Here is a 16,649-nt window from a genome sequence, read left to right as displayed (position 1 = left end):
CGCGCCGTCAGCGATATGTCAGCGGCTGACGGCCGCCCTCAGGGCCGTGTCAGCGCCGCTCCGCAGAGTGGAGGCGCACACGACCGGAGGAGACGCCATGGGCTGTGCGATCCAGGCCGAGGGCCTGGCGAAACGGTACGGCGAGACGAGAGCCTTTGACGGGGTGGACCTCGAGGTGCCGCAGGGCCGCCTCCTGGGCGTCCTGGGCCCCAACGGGGCGGGGAAGACCACGGCTGTGCGGATCCTGGCGACGCTCGTGCGGCCGGACGGGGTGGGGCGCACGTGGCCGGGTTCGACGTGGTCCGGCAGGCGCACCAGGTGCGTTCACTCATCGGGCTGACCGGGCAGTACGCGGCCGTCCACGAGACCCTGACCGGAGTCGAGAACCTCGTGATGATCGGCCGCCTGCCGGGCCTGACGAGGCCGGACGCACGGCGCCGGGCCGACGGCCTCCTCGACCGCTTCCAGCTCACCGACGCGGGCGGAAGGGCGGTCAAGACCTACTCGGGCGGCATGCGCCGCCGGCTCGACCTCGCCGCGAGCCTCGTGGGCCGCCCCCAGGTGTTGTTCCTGGAGGAGCCCACGACCGGCCTCGAACCGCGCAGCCGCACCGAGCTGTGGGGCGTCGTCCGCGGCCTCCGGGACGAGGGCGTGACCGTCCTGCTCACCACGCAGTACCTGGAGGAGGCCGACCAGCTCGCGGACGACATCGTGGTGTTCGACCACGGGAAGGTGATCGCGAGCGGCACGCCGGACGGCCTGAAGGCGGCGACCGGGGGTCAGGTCCTGGAGGTGCGGCCCATCGAGGCCGCCCACCTCGATCTCGTCCGCCGCGTGGTGGCCGACGTGCTCGGCGTCACGCCGGAGGTCTCCCATGGCCAGGTCACGGCCCCGGTGCGCGACCCGGCGGCCGTCCCCGCGATCGTACGGCGCCTCGACGACCTCGACGTGGTCGTGGCGTCCTCCCGGCCGGGCGCGGGGGCGGCCCTGCGCCACACGATGACGCTCGCCTGGCGGAGCCTGGTGCAGATCAAGCACAACCCGATGGAGCTGCTCGACCTCAGCGTGCAGCCGATCATGTTCCTGCTGCTGTTCACCTACGTGTTCGGCGGCGCGCTCGCGCTGCTGCTGGCGTTCGCGCTCGCGATGTCGTGGATGGCGGTGCTGGTCGGGGTCACGGCGGCGAGCATGGAGAAGGTACAGATCCTGATGTTCTCGCTGATGATGCCGATCACCTTCACCAGCAACGCCTTCGTCGCCACCGACACCATGCCGTCCTGGCTGCAGAAGTGGATGGAGGTCAACCCGGTCAGCCACCTGGCGGACGCCGTGCGCGGACTGCTGGGCGGCGGGCCGGTCGCGTCGGACGCCACGATCTCGCTGCTGTGGGCCGCGGGCATCATCGTCGTCTTCGCCCCGTTCGCCGTCCGCACCTTCCGCAACCGCGCCTGAAAGGCCCTCCGCTGGATGGGGGTGCCTGGATGTGATGAACCCTCCAGGCCGGCGACGCGTCCCTTAGGCATGAAGGGATCGCGTTTGACCGTCATCGCGGTGCTTGCGTCGTTGTGCGCCTGCGGCCAGTCTGGTGCTGGTCCGGTAACCGCTGTGGCCGGGACCGAGACGATCGTGTTGCCACGGGCCGATCAGCCCAAAGCGCATCGGCCCACCCTGGAGCGGCTCAAGCGAGAGGCGGCGGCGTCGGGCCGGCCCCTGGAGGAGGTCGTCAAGCGCTACGCGACCCGGATGGCTGCCACCTCGTCGCCCAAGCCGACGGACTTCGAGGGATACGACCCCGCGGTGACCGACCCGGACGTGGCGATCGACGGCATTCCCTACGCCGAGCTGGTCGACCTCGGGGCCGTCGCCAAATCGGAGGGCATCTCCTACGAGGAGGCCATCGACCGCTTCGGCTCACAGTCGTCCGACAGCCAGGTGATCGACAAACTCAATGCGGAGTTCCCCGACGAGATCTCCGGCGTCAGATACGTCGACAACCAGCGGGGGCTGCGCGTCGGCTTCAAGGGTCCCATCCCGACTCGCGCGATCGAGCTGGCCAGGACCCTCCCCATGGAGGTCACCCTGATCGGCGGCAAGGGATTCTCGGCCGCGGAGCTCCGGCGGGCCCAGGACACGGTCGTCTCCTGGCTCCGATCCCGTCCTGAGGTGGCCACGATGACGGCGCACCCAGACGACGAGACCGGCCAAGTCGAGGTCACAGTTCAGCCGAAGGTGATGCCGGACGATGCGGAGGAGTTCAAGCGTGGGCTTCAGCTCCCCCAGCTGGACAATCCGCACATCACCGTCGAGGTCACACTCTCCGCCGAATCGATCGCCGTTCGCCCGCAGTGAGGGGCACCGAAGCCTCCGGCGCGCACACGGCTGGGCCCGAACTCACCGACCCGGCAGACCTCGCCGCCCAGCGCGCCGGACTCCAGCACCTGGTCGATGCCCAGCGCACCCGCCAGGTCGGCAACCGGCCCGCTGGACTGTAGGCGCACGATCGGCATCTTCATCCTGGCCGCCACGGGAGCCGCGCCGGCCCCGCGGGGACGTTGGCGGCGGCGGCTTTCTACGCCCGGAAACATCTAGCCGGCCCTGCTCGATCGCCACCGTACGGACGCGAAGGCCAGCACCTCGTCGCGCCTCATGGCGCGCCCGCGCTCGCGGCATCGGGAGAACTCCGCGGACCCGAGCACGGCTCGCACGGCGTCGGCCACCCTCCGGTGGTCGATGCTCAGGTCGTGGACGAACCCGCGGACGGCCTCCGCCCCGCCGAGGACGACGGGGGCCCGCGCGTGGTCGCCGTCGCGGGCGGCGAGCGCCGCGTGCCCGGCGAGCACGTGCCCGATGACCGGGGCGTCGTTGGACTTCACCGCGAGGGCCAGCGCCCTGTCGTGCAGGACGCGTGCCGCCGCCGCGTCTCCCTCCTGCTCGGCCAGCATGCCGAGCGAGGTCGTCAGCGTCGCCTCGAACTGCGAAATGGCCGGCGTGGATCTCAGCAGCCGGACGGCCTCGTCGTAGTGGCGCCGCGCCGTCTCGAGGCCGCCGTCGGCCCTGGCGAAGTCGCCCCGCACGTGCCGCACCCCGGCCAGCCCGATGGGGTCACCCGTGGCGCCGCACAGCCGCCCGCCAGGGTCAGCGCCTCCTCCAACCGCTGGGCGCCCTCCAGCCGGTGGCCGGACAGCCACCAGTACCACCCGAGCCCGCCGACCAGACGCAGCGCGAAGTCCGTCTCGGCCGCCTCGCAGGCCCACCTGAGGGCCGCCGACAGGTTGTCGTGTTCCGCCGACAGCCGGGCCAGCCACTCGAGCTGCTCCCTACTGCGCAGGTGCGGCTCGGCGGCCTCGGCGAGGCGGGCGAAGAACTCGGCGTGGGCGAGCCGCACCTGCCGCTCGGCGCCCGACTCGGCCAGGCGTTCCGCGGCGTACGCCTTGATCGTCTCCAGCATGCGGTAGCGGCCGCCGTCGAACACGACCAACGACTTGTCCACGAGCCTGCCGAGCACGTCGAGGTCGCCCTCGCAGACCTGCTCGGCGGCCTCCAGCGTGGCCCCGCCCGCGAACACCGCCAGCCGCGCCGCGAGCGCGCGCTCGCCGGCGTCGAGCAGGTCCCAGCTCCACTCCACGACCGCGCGGAGCGTCTGGTGGCGGGGCATCGCCGTACGGCTTCCGCCGGTGAGCAGCCGGAACCGGTCGCCGAGCCGCTCGGCGATCTGCCCGGCCGACAGCGTGCGGAGCCGGGCGGCCGCCAGCTCGATGGCGAGCGGCATGCCGTCGAGCTCGCGGCAGATGCGCGCCGAGCAGTGTGACCAGGCGGTCGGCGGCGAGGAGCCCGCCGATCCTGCCGACGTCGTCGTCCCGGCCGACGAAGCCGGTCAGCCGGGCCCTCAGGTTGCCCCGGCGCGGAGCGCGCGGCTGCGGCCGGTCCAGCCGGGCGAGCCCCTGCTCCACCCGGGCGAGCGCCTGCTCCTTCCGGGCAAGCACCCGCTCGCTCCGGGCAAGCACCCGCTCGCTCCGGGCAAGCCCGGTGGGCGTCACCGCCGGTGACGGCCGGGTTCCCTCCTCGGAGAGCTCGCCCCTCAGCATCGCGAGATGGAGTTCGGCCAGCGCGGGCGAGGGGTCGGCCCCGAGCCGGTCGGCGAACACGGATCGGGCCTCCTCGTAGGCGGCCAGCGCCTCGACCCTGCGGCCCGCCACGTAGAGAGCGCGCATGAGCTGCCCGTGCGGCCGTTCCCGCAGCGGATGGGCGGTGACGAGCAGCCGCAGCTCCGAGATCAGATCGGCGTGCCGGCCCAGGGCCAGCTCCGCCAGCGTCAGCAGGGCCCGCAGCCGCTGCCCGCCGACCTCGACCGGCCGCCCGTCGCGCCGTACGTCGAGGGGGCCCAGAACGGCGAAGCTCATGCCCGCTCCCGGCGTGTCCCCCTGCATGCCTCGATTGTGGCGGATAAGGGCGTCCGGGGCCTCACACCCCCACATACCGGTTCTCCGCACGTACCGATCGATTCGGGAGAACACGGAGGTCAACGGCTCGCACGGGCCCGGTCATCGGTACGGATCACCGCGATCCGGTCGGGGCACCTGTCCAATCCGCGTAGCATCATCGGGCATGGGGTCGCCGAGAAAATCAGCGGTCACGCGAGCCGCCGTCACGGTGACGGCGCTCACGCTGGCCGCGACGGGCTGCGGAATCCTGGGCGGGGGATCGCCGAGGAACCTCGACGTCATCAGCGTGTCGAGCCCGCAGTTCCGCGACGGCGCCCCCCTGCCGGACGACTACTCCTGTAAGGGGGGGCAGGGCAACCCGCCTCTCCGCTGGTCGGGCACGTCGGGCGCCAAGTCGGTGGCCCTCGTGGTCGACGACAACAATCCCCGCAGCGGCCCGGAGGTGCACTGGGTGGTGTTCGACATCGACCCCGCGACGACCGAGCTGGGCATGGACGACGTCCCCCGGGGCGCCCGGCAGGGCATGACGTCGAGCGGGAAGGTGGGCTATGCGCCCCCATGCCAGGCCGACGGCAGCTACCGTTTCACTGTCTACGCGCTGAACACGAAGCTCGACCTGAAGCAGGGCGCCGACCTCGCGGAGACCCTGGAGGGCATCGCGAGTCACACCATCGCCCGTGGGCGCCTCACGGCGAACACGATCGAGTGACATGCTGGGCACCGGAGGTAGTCGTGCTACACCAATCTTCACCTAGGGTGTGACAACGGTCATTGTGGTCGAGCAGAATCGGATCCAATTGCTGAGCGCAGGTGGTCAAAGGGGGCAGGTCGCGTCGATGGCCGCGCGATCTCACCGGCGCCGCAGAAAGGCCATGGCCTTGAGGGTGGTGCTATGACTGCGGTCATTGTGGGTCTTGTCGCCGTCGTGCTTCTCGTGCTGCTGGTCGTGGCGCTGGGCATGCGGTCGATGAACCGCAGGGAGAGCGCTCTCTCCGCCGAGCGCATCAAGGCGATGGCCGAGAACAAGGGCCCCAAGCCCCGGCGGCCCGCCGAGGAGACGTTCTTCGAGAGCTTCCCCAAGGGGTTCGACGCCTTCGAGGAGCCTGAAAAGCAGCGCCCGGCGCCCCGCCCTGCCCCCCGCCCCGGCGGGCGGCAGGCGGCACGGCCCGCGCAGCGCGGCGGCAAACAGCCCGCCGCCGCCCGTGGCAAGCGCGGCGTGGACGAGTGGGGCGGGGCCGACGACTACGACGACGACTACTGGTCGCGCGTACGCGCCGACGACGGCGGCTTCGGGGGGACGATCGCCGCGAGGATGGCCACCCCCCGGCCGGTGGACGAGACCGCGGGCGCGGCCGGCGCCGCGGCCCAGGCGGCCGACCCCGACGCCGCGACCGTGCAGGCCCCCCTGCCCGCCCGCCCGGGCCGCGCCCGGCGCGCCGACGCCGACGAGCCTGTGCTTCCCGCCGCCCCCGTCTCCGCCTCGGCTCTCGCCGACCAGAAGACCGTCACCTTCTCCGCGCCGACGCCCGACCTGCTCGACGTCCCCGCCGCTCCGGCCGGCTCCCCCTCGACCGGTCCCTTCGACGCGAGCCGCACGACCGGCCCGTTCGACTCCCCCGCGGTGAGCGGCGCCCCCGCGTCCCCGGCCGGCGACCCCTTCGCGACCGCCGCCGGAACCCAGTCGGGCGCGCCGGGCGCGTCCACCCGCAGGCCGAGCAGGTCCGGCCGCTCGTCGCGGGCCGCTGCCCGCCGCGCCGCCGCGGCGGCCGCTGCGAGCGAGGCCGGGCAGGCCGGCGGCTCCTACGACAGCCAGCGCGCCACGGGCCCGTTCCCGTCGTCCGCGAGCGCAGCCTCGTACGGGACGCAGCCGGGCGCCGACCCTCTGGGGATGGCGGCGAGCACCGGCCCGTTCGGGGCCCCCGCCTACGACACGCCCGCGGGCACCGGGCCGTTCGCCTCGCAGGGCGGCACGGGCTCCCACGACGGACGCTACGACACGGCGCCGTCCTCCCCCATCCCGGCCACCGGGTCCTTCGCCGCCGGCGCGTACGACCCGGCCCGCACGAGCGGCGCGTTCGAGGCCGCGGCGCCCACCGCCTCGTCGGCCGACTCCCTCGCCGACCCCGCGTCCCGCTCGACCGGCGGTTCCTTCGACGCGTGGGCGGCGAGCTACGACACGCCCCGATCCGACGCCTACGATTCGTCCCGCGCCGCGACGGGCCCGTTCCGCGCGGCCGACGCCTCGCCGTCGTACCCGCCCAACCCGGCGGGCTCCGGCGCGGCGGTGACCGGCCCTGACGCCGGCGGCGCCACCGACCCCGGCTGGCCGGTCGCGGGCAGCTACCCGCCGGTCCCCGCCTCCGCCCCCACGACGGGCTCCTCCTCCTGGCCGGGCGCCCGCGACGTGCTCGACGACCCGGAACCGCCGCACAGCGCGTCCTCCTGGCCCAACGCGGAGACCTACCAGACCCCGGCCTACGACGGCTACTCGTCCACCTACCCGGCGGAGGGCGGCTACCCGGCCGCCTCGGCGCCGTCACCCGCCGCGCCCGCCACCCCGTCGTACGAGGTGAGCACGGGCTGGGCGACGATCGACGCCTCGGACACGGTGACCGGCTCGGCCCCGGGAACCGCCTCGCCGTACGAGTCGGCGGGCTACGACGCGCCGTCGGGGCAGAGCCAGTACGGCTACGACCGGCAGCAACAGCAGGGATACGGCGGCGCCCAGCCGTCGTGGCCCGAGCAGAACGCCGGTGGAAGCTGGCCCTCCTACGACGAGGTCCCCGGCGACACCCCCACCTCGGCGGGCGGGCGGCGGCGGGGCAGCCGCCACCGCGACCCGGAGAGCGACTATCCCGACTACTACCGGTGATTTTCCCGTTCCCTGCCTGGTGACGGCCTCCGCGGCTGACATATTGTCAGCCCATGACAATCAGTGACGACACGATCTCGCCACGTAACTGGAAGTCCGTGCTCCGGCACGACGCGCCGGCATCGCTGGTGGTCTTCCTGGTGGCGGTGCCGCTGTCGCTCGGCATCGCGGTCGCGTCCGGCGCACCGGTGGCGGCCGGACTCGTCGCCGCCGTGGTCGGCGGCGTGGTGGCCGGCGCCCTCGGCGGGTCCGTCGTCCAGGTGAGCGGTCCGGCCGCAGGGCTGTCCCTGGTGGTCGCCGAGCTCGTCCACACCTACGGCTGGCGCGCCACGTGCGCCATCACCGTCATGGCCGGCCTGCTCCAGTTGGTCCTCGGCGGGCTCAAGGTGGCGCGGGCGGCGCTCGGGGTCTCCCCCGCGGTCGTCCACGGCATGCTCGCCGGGGTCGGCGTGGTGATCGCGCTGTCCCAGCTGCACATCGTGCTCGGCGGTTCGCCGCAGCGCTCCGCGCTGGAGAACGTCCTCGAACTCCCCGCCCAGATCCTCGACAACCACACGCACGCCGTCATGATCGGCGTGCTGACGATCGGGGTCCTGCTCGTATGGGGCCGGATCCCCCGGCTGCGCGCCGTACCCGCCCCGCTCGCCGCGCTGACGGTCGCCACGCTGACGGCCGCGGCGACGGGCTGGGACCTGACGAAGGTGGACCTGAAGGGCGGGTTCTCCTCGGTCCAGGGACCTCTGATGCCACAGGGCGACTGGCACGCGATCGCCGGGGCCGTCCTGCTCGTCGCCCTCCTCGCCGGAGTGGAGTCGCTGCTGACCTGCGTGGCGTCCAACCGCCTGCACGACGGTCCCCGCGCCGACCTCGACCGTGAACTGACCGCGCAGGGCGTGGCGAACGCGGTGTCCGGCGCGCTGGGCGGCCTTCCCGTGGCGGGCGTCGTCGTGCGCACGACCACCAACGCGCGGGCGGGCGCCCGCAGCCGCTGGTCCACGGTGCTCCACGGGGTGTGGGTGCTGCTGTTCACCACGGCCTTCGCCTGGATGATCGCGCTGATCCCCCTGGAGGCGCTCGCGGCGCTGCTGCTGTTCATCGGCGTGCAGATGGTCAACCTCGGGCACGTCCGCAACCTGCGCAGCCACCGCGAGATGCCGGTCTACTTCGTGACGATGGCCGGAGTCGTGCTGATCGGCCTGGCCGAGGGCGTGGCGATCGGCCTCGGGCTGGCCGCCCTGCTCGCCCTGCGCCGCCTGGCCTGGGTCTCGGTCGACGCACGGCAGGTGGGCGAGCGGCGCTGGCGGGTCGTCGTCACCGGGTCGCTGACGTTTCTCGGCGTGCCCCGGCTGACCGAGGCGCTGCGCGGCATCCCCGCGGGGGCCGCGGTCGAGCTCGACCTGCACCTCGACTTCATGGACAACGCCGCCTTCGAGGCGCTGCACGCCTGGCGGCTTGAGCACGAACGCACCGGCGGTGTCATCGACGTGGACGAGCCGCACGGCGAGTGGTACTCCGCCGCGATCAACGGCGTCCGCCTGTTCCCGGCCAGGATTCCGCCCCGGCACGACCGCTGGTGGCTGCCCTGGGCCTACCGGCGCCACTCCCGTCCCGTTCACGCCGGCGCCGGGAACGCGGGGTCCTACGCGGTGATCGGCGCGGACGGCGGGAGCCACGACGACGTCCCCGTGCTCTGCGAGCCGCAGGGCGTGCCCGACCTGCTGGAGGGGACGCGGGAGTTCCAGCGCAGGACCGCGCCGATGGTCCGCCCGGTGCTCCACCGCATGGCCCGCAAGCAGTCGCCGTCGCACCTGTTCATCACCTGCGCGGACTCCCGCATCGTGCCGAACATCATCACCGCGAGCGGTCCCGGCGACCTGTTCACGCTGCGCAACATCGGCAACCTCGTGCCGCGCGGCGGCGCCGTCCCCGCCGACGACTCGGTCGCGGCCACGATCGAGTACGCCGTGAAGGTGCTCGACGTGCGCACGATCACGGTCTGCGGGCACTCGGGATGCGGCGCGATGGCCGCCCTGCTGGGCGAGGTGCCCGACCTGCCCGCGCTGCGCAACTGGCTGCGGCACGGGCGGCAGAGCCTGGCCAGGTTCGTGGCCGCCGAGCCGTGTGACGACGACGCCGGGCCGCTCGACCGGCTCTGCCGGACCAACGTGATCCAGCAGCTCGACAATCTGCGCACCCACCCGTTCGTGGACACCCTCGTACGGGCCGGGAAGCTGGAGCTCACGGGCCTGTACTTCGACATCGGCGTGGCGCGGGTGCATCTGCTGGATCAGGAGCGCTTCACGCCGGTCCCCGAGCTGCGCACCGGCTGAGCGCCGCACGGCCGAGCCGGCGGGAACGGCCGTGCGGCGGCGCGCCCGGGGGGGGCGTCCCGGCGCCCGCCTTCCGCTGTCAGCAGATCATGTCCGCCGACCGTGAAACGGGGCAGACGTGTGACGCGGGCGGGCCAAGGATGACCGTTATGAAGATTCTGGTCATCGGCGGTTCGGTGTTTCTCGGACGCGCCATAGTGGACGAGGCGCTGCGGCGCGGTCATGAGGTCACGACGTTCAACCGGGGCAGGAGCGGAACGGACCTGCCCGGCGTGGAGGCGGTGCGCGGCGACCGCGAGAGCACCGACGACCTGCGGCGGCTCGCCGACGGCAGGCAGTGGGACGCGGTGATCGACGTGTGCGGGTTCGTCCCCCGCGTCGTCCTGGAGTCGGCGCGCACGCTGTCGGGGCACGCTCCGCACTACACGTTCATCTCCAGCATCTCCGCCTATCGCGACTGGCCGGACAAGTCCGGCGTCGACGAGACCTTCCCCCTGTACGAGTGCCCGCCGGACGCGGACGCCGAGTTCGGCGACTACGGCGTGCTGAAGGCCGGTTGCGAGCGGGCGGTCGAGCAGCACTTCGACGGCGGCGCCCTGGTCATCCAGCCCGGCCTGATCCTCGGCCCGCACGAGAACGTGGGCCGGCTGCCCTGGTGGCTCACCCGCGTCTCCAGGGGCGGCCGGGTGCTCGCCCCCGGTGACCCGGCGCGGCCGATCCAGCTCATCGACGCCCGCGACATCGCGGCGTTCACCCTCGACCAGGCGGCCAGGGGCACGACCGGCCGCTACATGACGGGCGGGGTGCAGGGCAATGCCACCTTCGGCGGCTGGCTGAACGACTGCGTGGAGGTCACCGGCTCCGACGCGGAGTTCGTCTGGGCCGACGACGCGTTCCTGGTCGACCAGGGCGTGGAGCAGTGGACCGAGCTTCCCCTGTGGTCCGCCTCCGGGGAGAGCGAGGGCGTGTGGACGCACTCCTCGGCGAAGGCCATCGCCGCGGGTCTCACCTGCCGGCCGGTGCGGGAGACCGTCCGGGACACCTGGGAGTGGCTGAAGGACATCCCCGAGGAGCGGCGCAGCTTCGGCGGCCGGATGCACCACGGCATCGCCCCGGAGAAGGAGGCGGGCATCCTCGCCGCCTGGGACGCCCGCCCCTGACCGCGACCGGCCTGCCCGCCCGCGTGCCGGCGCGCGCGGGCGTGCGGGCGCGCGGGCGCCGGGCGGGCGGACTCGCCTGCCGGAGCCGAGCGGGCGGGCAGGGCGGCGGCGGAACCGAGCGCGCCGGACGGGGGTGGACTCCCCTACCTGAGCTGTCCGCGGGGAGCCGTAGGCTGTCGGCCATGATCTGGGTGGTTGTGATCGTGGCCGTGCTGGTCGTTTTCGGGGCGCTCGGGGCGACCGGGCGCCTGCCGGGGACCTCGCGCCGGCGGTCCGCGCCGCGCCCCTCGTCGGGCGGCCGCCCGTCAGGCCACGCCGGCCGGACCGCGCGGCCCGGTGAGCGTGCCCCGGCCGGGACCGCGCGGCCGGGCACCAGGCCCGGTGGCGGCACCGCTCCCGACACGAGGCGCGGCACCACCTCCGGGGCCGGGGCCCGAAGTGGAGGCCAGGGCGGAGGCCGGGCTGCGGGCCGGACGACGGGCGGCGAAGCGGGCGCGCGCGGCGGTGCGGCGACGCAGGCCGGTCCGCGTCCGGGTGAGATCTGGTGGGCCGACGTGCCCTACGAGGACGGGCCGGGCCACAAGGTGCGCCCCTGCGTGGTGCTCAGGACACACCGGGGCGGCGCCGAGGTCCTGAAGATCACAAGCCAGGACCGCAGCGACCGCTCCGACCACGTGGAGATCCCCACCCGCACCTGGGACCCGGACGCCGACCACAACAGCTTCCTCGACCTCACCGGCCCGGTCCGCGTGCCCGTCGCCGATTTCCAGGACAGGGCGGGCACGCTCGACGCGCACGTCTGGCGGCAGGTCTGCCGCCTCCACGAGATCACCCCGAACTGAGCCGTACCCCTCCGAGACCGGGCCCGCCTCCGAGACCGGCCGTCGGCGTCACCGTGACGACGCGGGCCCTTCCGAGCCGCCGCGCGGCGGCAGACCCGCGGCGATGCCGTCGAGCAGCCGGTCGAGGCCGTACGCGAAGCGGTCGTCGGTGCCCATGTACTCCCGCCCGCCCTCCTTCGTCATCCGCTCCAGCATGGGATAGTTCCCCGTCGCGATGAGCGACTGGATGTAGGACAGGTGCTGCGCCAGCCGCTGCGCCAGCGTGAGCCCCGACCGCCGGAGCGCCTCGGCCTCGGCCAGTTCGCTCTGGATATAGCCGTTCACGTACGCGAAGACCGCGCCCACGAGGGTCAGCATCTCGTCGACGCTCAGGCCGAGAGCGTCGAGCATGCCGAGGGCGGTCTCCGTCAGGCGCGCGCTGTTCGGGCCGGCCTGCGGGCGGCCGGCCGCCAGCGGCGCGAGCCACGGGTGGCGCAGCATGGTGCGCCGGGCCTGCCAGGCGAGCAGGCGGAGTCCTTCGACCCAGTCGTCCGGCGGCCGCCGGTCCTCCGGCAGGTACTCCCCCACCACGGTGTCGACCATGAGGTCGAACACCTCGTCCTTGCTCGTCACGTAGCGGTACAGGGACATCGTGCCCGCTCCGAGATCGGCGGCGAGCCGCCGCATGGAGATCGCCTCCAGCCCCTCGGCGTCGGCGATGCGGATCGCCGCCTGCGCGAGGGCGGCGCGGCTGAAACTCGGCCGCGGCCCGCGGGCAGGGCGCTCGGGTCGCATCCACAGGTTCTCGTGGCCCGTCATCGTTGATCGTCCCAGGTCGTCGCGCTATTGCGTACACGGTACCGGGTATGTAGGCTCTCATCGATAAAGTGAGTACGGCGTACTCAGTTTTTGGACGGCCGGACGAGGGGATTCCCCATGCCCGCAAGCCTCGCCGGGGACGACTTCACGGCCCCCGGTCTCGAACTGTTCGACTTTCCGCCGCTGTGGCCGGGCGCGCCACACTGGCTGAACAAGCCCGTGCTGCTGGCCGCGGTCGGCGTGATCCTGCTGTGCGTGCTCGCCTGGGGGGCGTTCGCGCGGCCGTCCCTCGTCCCGCGCGGCCTGCAGCACCTCGGCGAGTACGGCTACCTGTTCGTCCGCGACCAGGTGGCCCGGCCGTTCCTCGGCGCGGACGCCGAGCGGTGGATGCCGTTCCTACTCAGCCTCTTCTCACTGATCCTGCTGTGGAACCTGTTCGGCGTGATCCCGGGAGTGCAGTTCCCGGTGAACTCCCACATCGAGTTCCCGGTGGTGTTCGCCGTGGTCGTATACGTGATCAAGCTCTATCTCGGCTTCCGGCACCACGGGGTGAGCGGATATCTCAAGAGCCTGATGTTCCCGCCCGGCCTGCCGAAGCCGCTCGCCCTCGCGTTCTACGCACCCATCGAACTGCTGCACACGTTCGTCTTCGCGCCGTTCACGCATGCCGTACGGCTGTTCGCGAACATGTTCGCGGGGCACCTGCTGCTGGCGTTCTTCAGCGCGGTGGGATTCTGGTTCCTCGTCGAGCACCCCACGGTGCCCGGGTTCTCGGTGGGCCTCCTCGGCGTGGCCATGGCCGTCGCGATGACCGGGCTGGAGATCTTCATCCAGTTCCTGCAGGCGTTCCTGTTCACCATGCTGGCGGCGATGTACATCGGCAACGCCCTGAACCCGGACCACTGAAGCGGGGGTTCGTACTCACCGGTAACTGAGTATCGGCGCTCATGTCCCGGCAGGCGTACGCCGCGGACGATGGCACCATGGCGAAACCGGTGAAACCCTCGACGACGACGGCCTTCTACATCCAGGCCGTCATCTCGTTCGCGATCTCTCTCGTGGGCCTGGCGGCCGGCATCCTCTACCTCCCGGTGACGACCTGGGTGCGCTCCTTCCTCGCCCTCGGGCTGATGTACGTGGTGACCTCGACGTTCACGCTCGCCAAGTGCGTACGGGACCGGCAGGAGGAGGCGACCGTCGTCAGCCGGGTGGACCAGGCCCGGCTCGACAAGCTCCTCGCCGAGCACGACCCCTTCCGGGCCGAATGATCTTCGAGGGCTGCGGGGGCACGATGCCTTGACACCGCCGCCCATCCGAACGTCCCTTAGGCGGACGGGAAAGAGGCGGCCTCGGCCCGTCGCCGGACCGAGGCCGCCTGCGGCTGAAGGAACTCAGTCGTCCTTGCAGCCCTTGCCCTTGCCCGGCTTCGTGCAGTCAGAGCCCGGTCCGGCGCCGACGACGCTGAACTTCGCCGTGCCCACGTTGGACGTGTTGCCGGCCTTGTCGGTGGCCCGGTAGCTCACGGTGTGCGCCCCCGGCTGGCCCACCGCCACCGGCTTGGAGTACAGCGCGAACGGCTGCCCGTCCAGGGAGTACTCCACCGTGGCCACGCCCGACTCGCCGTCGGTCGCCGAGATGGTGAGCGTGGCGGAGCCGACGTAGTTCCAGGCCCAGTCCATGCTGCCGCTGAGCTGGGCCGACACCTGCGGGGCCGTGGTGTCCTTCTGCTCCGGTGCGACGACCTTGAACGACACCGACCCGGCCGGCGAGGTGTTGCCCGCCTTGTCGGTCGCCCGATACTGCACCGTGTGCGACCCGGTCTTGTTCACCGAGACCGGGGCCGTGTAGGCCGCGAACGCCGCGCCGTCCAGCGCGTACTCGACCTTGTCGACGCCCGACTCGGTGTCGGTCGCCGAGACCGTCACGGTGGCCGAACCGACGTAGTTGCCGTCGGCGTCCTTCGTGCCCGACAGACCGGCCGACACCTGCGGAGCCGTGGTGTCCTTGGCCGGCGGAACCACCACGGTGAACGTCACCGACGCCACCGCCGAGGTGTTGCCCGCCTTGTCGGAGGCCCGGTAGCTCACCCGGTGCGCCCCCGGCTGGTCGACCGTCAGCGCCTTCGAGTAGAGCGCGAACGGCTGCGAGTCGAGAGAGTACTCAACCGTGTCGACCCCCGACTCGCTGTCGCTCGCCGAGATCGTGACGGTGGCCGACCCCACATAGTTGCCGTTGGTGTCCTTGTCACCGGCCACCTGCGCCGACACCTGCGGCGCGGTCGTGTCCTTCGCCGGCGGAGCCACCACCTTGAACGACACCGACCCGGCCGGCGAGGTGTTGCCCGCCTTGTCCGTGGCCCGATACTGCACCGTGTGCGACCCGGCCGTGTTCACCGACACCGGAGCCGAGTACGTGGTGAACGCGCCGTTGTCCAGCGCGTACTCCACCCTGTCCACACCCGACTCGGTGTCACTCGCCGAGACCGTCACCGTCGCCGAACCGACGTAGTTGCCGTCCGCGTCCTTCTCGCCAGACACGTTGGCGGACACCTGCGGAGGCGTGGTGTCCTTCTGCTCTGGTGCGACGACCTTGAACGACACCGACCCGACGTCGGAGGCGTTCCCGGCCTTGTCGGTGGCCCGGTAGCTCACGGTGTGCGCGCCCGCCTGCTTGACCGCCACCGGCGCGGAGTACAGGCCGAACGGCTGCCCGTCGAGGGAGTACTCGACCTTGTCGACGCCCGACTCGGTGTCAGTGGCCGAGACGGTCACCGTCGCGAGACCGACGTAGTTGCCGTCCGCGTCCTTGTCACCGGCCACCTGCGCCGACACCTGCGGCGCGGTCGTGTCCTTCGCCGGCGGCGCGACGACCTTGAAGGTCACCGACCCGACCGGCGAGGTGTTGCCCGCCTTGTCCGTGGCCCGATACTGCACCGTGTGCGACCCGGTCTTGTTCACCGAGACCGGGGCCGTGTAGGCCGCGAACGCCGCGCCGTCCAGCGCGTACTCGACCTTGTCGACGCCCGACTCGGTGTCAGTGGCCGAGACGGTCACCGTCGCGAGACCGACGTAGTTGCCGTCCGCGTCCTTGTCGCCGGACACCTGCGCCGACACCTGCGGAGCCGTGGTGTCCTTGGCCGGCGGAACCACGACCGTGAACGTCACCGACGCCACCGCCGAGGTGTTGCCCGCCTTGTCTGTGGCCCGGTAGCTCACCCGGTGCGCCCCCGGCTGGTCGACCGTCAGCGCCTTCGAGTAGAGCGCGAACGGCTGCGAGTCGAGGGAGTACTCAACCGTGTCGACCCCCGACTCGCTGTCGCTCGCCGAGATCGTGACGGTGGCCGACCCCACGTAGTTGCCGTTGGTGTCCTTGTCACCGGCCACCTGCGCCGACACCTGCGGCGCGGTCGTGTCCTTCGCCGGCGGAGCCACCACCTTGAACGACACCGACCCGGCCGGCGAGACGTTGCCCGCCTTGTCGGTCGCCCGGTATTGCACGGTGTGGGAGCCCACCTGGTTCACCGACACCGGAGCCGAGTACGTGGTGAACGCCCCGTTGTCCAGCGCGTACTCCACCCTGTCCACACCCGACTCGGTGTCACTCGCCGAGACCGTCACCGTCGCCGAACCGACGTAGTTGCCGTCCGCGTCCTTCTCGCCAGACACGTTGGCGGACACCTGCGGCGCGGTCGTGTCGGTGGGGCCACCAGAGGTGACCACGAGTTCGCCGACCATCTGGTGGCCGGGGATCGCGCAGAAGAAGCGGTATTTGCCGGGAGTGAGGTTCACCTGGACCTCGTGCCGGCCGCCGTCCGCGTCGTACGGGCTCGCGATGATGTTGACGGTGACGTCGTGGTTGTACCCGGGCGTCGACGTGTCGAAGGTCAGCGTGTGCGTCATCCCGAACGTGCTGCCGGTCGCCATGCTGTTCTCGAAGACGATCGTCGTGGGTCCCGCGACCGCCGTGGTCGGCGCGTCCTTGTACGCGGTCATGCTGTTGTCGGCGGTCCAGGTGAGCACCTGCGCCGCCGCCTGGCTGACCTGTTGCCGCGCCTCGGGCTGCGGCGCGGCGGCCTCGGCCGGCGACAGCCACAGCGCCGGAAGCGCCACGCACAACAGCAACACGGCCACGGCGGCGCGTAGCGCCCCGCGTAGCCTTCCTGTCAATAACTGCATCTGAGGTCGCACCTCACAGAACGTGCATGT

Annotated in this window: 15 protein-coding genes and 2 pseudogenes; 12 read left to right on the top strand and 5 right to left on the bottom strand. The window is 72.3% G+C overall.

Annotation, left to right across the window (positions count from 1 at the left end):
• Positions 1 to 97 precede the first annotated feature (97 nt).
• From QSK36_RS02045 to QSK36_RS02030, 4 genes and pseudogenes are all read left to right on the top strand, one after another.
• A pseudogene (locus QSK36_RS02045) lies at positions 98 to 960 on the top strand (ATP-binding cassette domain-containing protein); the annotation flags it as partial.
• Between the two features lie 39 nt (positions 961 to 999).
• Positions 1,000 to 1,452: an ABC transporter permease gene (locus QSK36_RS02040; protein ID WP_352239654.1), complete on the top strand. Its 453-nt coding sequence runs from the start codon at positions 1,000 to 1,002 to the stop codon at positions 1,450 to 1,452.
• A gap of 153 nt (positions 1,453 to 1,605) precedes the next feature.
• Positions 1,606 to 2,349: a hypothetical protein gene (locus tag QSK36_RS02035; RefSeq protein WP_285781133.1), complete on the top strand. Its 744-nt coding sequence runs from the start codon at positions 1,606 to 1,608 to the stop codon at positions 2,347 to 2,349.
• Positions 2,346 to 2,492 (top strand): hypothetical protein, encoded by a 147-nt coding sequence (locus QSK36_RS02030; protein ID WP_285781132.1) that lies wholly within the window; start codon positions 2,346 to 2,348, stop codon positions 2,490 to 2,492. Before QSK36_RS02035 ends, QSK36_RS02030 begins: the two co-directional genes overlap by 4 nt.
• A gap of 93 nt (positions 2,493 to 2,585) precedes the next feature.
• On the opposite strand, the gene QSK36_RS02025 is transcribed toward QSK36_RS02030, so the two are convergent.
• Together QSK36_RS02025 and QSK36_RS02020 are read right to left on the bottom strand one after the other, a co-directional pair.
• On the bottom strand, positions 2,586 to 3,074 hold the full coding sequence (locus tag QSK36_RS02025; protein WP_285781131.1) for a hypothetical protein: 489 nt from the start codon (positions 3,072 to 3,074) through the stop codon (positions 2,586 to 2,588).
• Positions 2,996 to 3,769, bottom strand: a complete 774-nt coding sequence (locus tag QSK36_RS02020; protein ID WP_285781130.1) for an ATP-binding protein — start codon at positions 3,767 to 3,769, stop codon at positions 2,996 to 2,998. The genes QSK36_RS02025 and QSK36_RS02020 overlap by 79 nt, the downstream gene beginning before the upstream one ends.
• Between QSK36_RS02020 and QSK36_RS02015 the strand changes: the two genes are divergently transcribed.
• Positions 3,768 to 4,046 carry a hypothetical protein gene (locus QSK36_RS02015; protein WP_285781129.1) on the top strand — a complete coding sequence of 93 codons (279 nt, stop codon included), beginning with the start codon at positions 3,768 to 3,770 and terminating at the stop codon, positions 4,044 to 4,046. The genes QSK36_RS02020 and QSK36_RS02015 overlap by 2 nt on opposite strands.
• A 48-nt stretch (positions 4,047 to 4,094) precedes the next feature.
• Here the strand turns inward: QSK36_RS02015 and QSK36_RS02010 are convergent.
• Positions 4,095 to 4,400: pseudogene (locus tag QSK36_RS02010) on the bottom strand (BTAD domain-containing putative transcriptional regulator); the annotation flags it as partial.
• A 205-nt stretch (positions 4,401 to 4,605) separates the two neighbouring features.
• On the opposite strand from QSK36_RS02010, the gene QSK36_RS02005 reads away from it, so the two are divergent.
• From QSK36_RS02005 to QSK36_RS01985, 5 genes are all read left to right on the top strand, one after another.
• Complete coding sequence (locus QSK36_RS02005) at positions 4,606 to 5,151, top strand: YbhB/YbcL family Raf kinase inhibitor-like protein (RefSeq protein WP_139574618.1); 546 nt, start codon at positions 4,606 to 4,608, stop codon at positions 5,149 to 5,151.
• A gap of 183 nt (positions 5,152 to 5,334) precedes the next feature.
• Positions 5,335 to 7,314 (top strand): hypothetical protein, encoded by a 1,980-nt coding sequence (locus QSK36_RS02000; RefSeq protein ID WP_285781128.1) that lies wholly within the window; start codon positions 5,335 to 5,337, stop codon positions 7,312 to 7,314.
• A 53-nt stretch (positions 7,315 to 7,367) separates the two neighbouring features.
• Positions 7,368 to 9,644: a SulP family inorganic anion transporter gene (locus QSK36_RS01995; protein WP_285781127.1), complete on the top strand. Its 2,277-nt coding sequence runs from the start codon at positions 7,368 to 7,370 to the stop codon at positions 9,642 to 9,644.
• Positions 9,645 to 9,793: 149 nt separating this feature from the next.
• Positions 9,794 to 10,804: an NAD-dependent epimerase/dehydratase family protein gene (locus QSK36_RS01990; RefSeq protein ID WP_285781126.1), complete on the top strand. Its 1,011-nt coding sequence runs from the start codon at positions 9,794 to 9,796 to the stop codon at positions 10,802 to 10,804.
• Between the two features lie 182 nt (positions 10,805 to 10,986).
• A complete protein-coding gene (locus QSK36_RS01985; protein WP_285781125.1) occupies positions 10,987 to 11,646 on the top strand; it encodes a type II toxin-antitoxin system PemK/MazF family toxin in 660 nt (219 codons plus the stop codon).
• 48 nt (positions 11,647 to 11,694) lie between these two features.
• On the opposite strand, the gene QSK36_RS01980 is transcribed toward QSK36_RS01985, so the two are convergent.
• The gene (locus QSK36_RS01980) at positions 11,695 to 12,444 is read right to left on the bottom strand and encodes a TetR/AcrR family transcriptional regulator (protein ID WP_183536214.1); all 750 of its coding nucleotides are present in this window, start codon (positions 12,442 to 12,444) and stop codon (positions 11,695 to 11,697) included.
• Positions 12,445 to 12,561: 117 nt separating this feature from the next.
• Between QSK36_RS01980 and atpB the strand changes: the two genes are divergently transcribed.
• Entirely contained in the window at positions 12,562 to 13,350 is a 789-nt protein-coding gene (gene atpB, locus QSK36_RS01975; protein WP_183536212.1) for a F0F1 ATP synthase subunit A, read from the top strand.
• 77 nt (positions 13,351 to 13,427) lie between these two features.
• Complete coding sequence (locus tag QSK36_RS01970) at positions 13,428 to 13,712, top strand: YiaA/YiaB family inner membrane protein (RefSeq protein WP_183536210.1); 285 nt, start codon at positions 13,428 to 13,430, stop codon at positions 13,710 to 13,712.
• A gap of 123 nt (positions 13,713 to 13,835) precedes the next feature.
• Here QSK36_RS01970 and QSK36_RS01965 read toward each other — a convergent pair whose 3' ends face one another.
• Positions 13,836 to 16,619 (bottom strand): OmpL47-type beta-barrel domain-containing protein, encoded by a 2,784-nt coding sequence (locus QSK36_RS01965; RefSeq protein ID WP_285781124.1) that lies wholly within the window; start codon positions 16,617 to 16,619, stop codon positions 13,836 to 13,838.
• Positions 16,620 to 16,649 lie beyond the last annotated feature (30 nt).

Origin of the sequence: Microbispora sp. NBRC 16548, assembly GCF_030268985.1 — a bacterium.
Lineage (GTDB): Bacteria > Actinomycetota > Actinomycetes > Streptosporangiales > Streptosporangiaceae > Microbispora > Microbispora catharanthi.
The sequence above is the reverse complement of the archived record's forward strand: the minus strand, read 5'-3'. Positions and strand labels throughout refer to the sequence as shown.

Coding starts and splice junctions, on each gene's coding strand:
- QSK36_RS02040 (WP_352239654.1), top strand. CDS start 1,000: ATGACGCTCGCCTGGCGGAGCCTGGTGCAGATCAAGCACAACCCGATG.
- QSK36_RS02015 (WP_285781129.1), top strand. CDS start 3,768: ATGCCGTCGAGCTCGCGGCAGATGCGCGCCGAGCAGTGTGACCAGGCG.
- QSK36_RS02020 (WP_285781130.1), bottom strand. CDS start 3,769: ATGCCGCTCGCCATCGAGCTGGCGGCCGCCCGGCTCCGCACGCTGTCG.
- QSK36_RS02005 (WP_139574618.1), top strand. CDS start 4,606: ATGGGGTCGCCGAGAAAATCAGCGGTCACGCGAGCCGCCGTCACGGTG.
- QSK36_RS02000 (WP_285781128.1), top strand. CDS start 5,335: ATGACTGCGGTCATTGTGGGTCTTGTCGCCGTCGTGCTTCTCGTGCTG.
- QSK36_RS01995 (WP_285781127.1), top strand. CDS start 7,368: ATGACAATCAGTGACGACACGATCTCGCCACGTAACTGGAAGTCCGTG.
- QSK36_RS01990 (WP_285781126.1), top strand. CDS start 9,794: ATGAAGATTCTGGTCATCGGCGGTTCGGTGTTTCTCGGACGCGCCATA.
- QSK36_RS01985 (WP_285781125.1), top strand. CDS start 10,987: ATGATCTGGGTGGTTGTGATCGTGGCCGTGCTGGTCGTTTTCGGGGCG.
- QSK36_RS01980 (WP_183536214.1), bottom strand. CDS start 12,444: ATGACGGGCCACGAGAACCTGTGGATGCGACCCGAGCGCCCTGCCCGC.
- atpB (WP_183536212.1), top strand. CDS start 12,562: ATGCCCGCAAGCCTCGCCGGGGACGACTTCACGGCCCCCGGTCTCGAA.
- QSK36_RS01970 (WP_183536210.1), top strand. CDS start 13,428: ATGGCGAAACCGGTGAAACCCTCGACGACGACGGCCTTCTACATCCAG.
- QSK36_RS01965 (WP_285781124.1), bottom strand. CDS start 16,619: ATGCAGTTATTGACAGGAAGGCTACGCGGGGCGCTACGCGCCGCCGTG.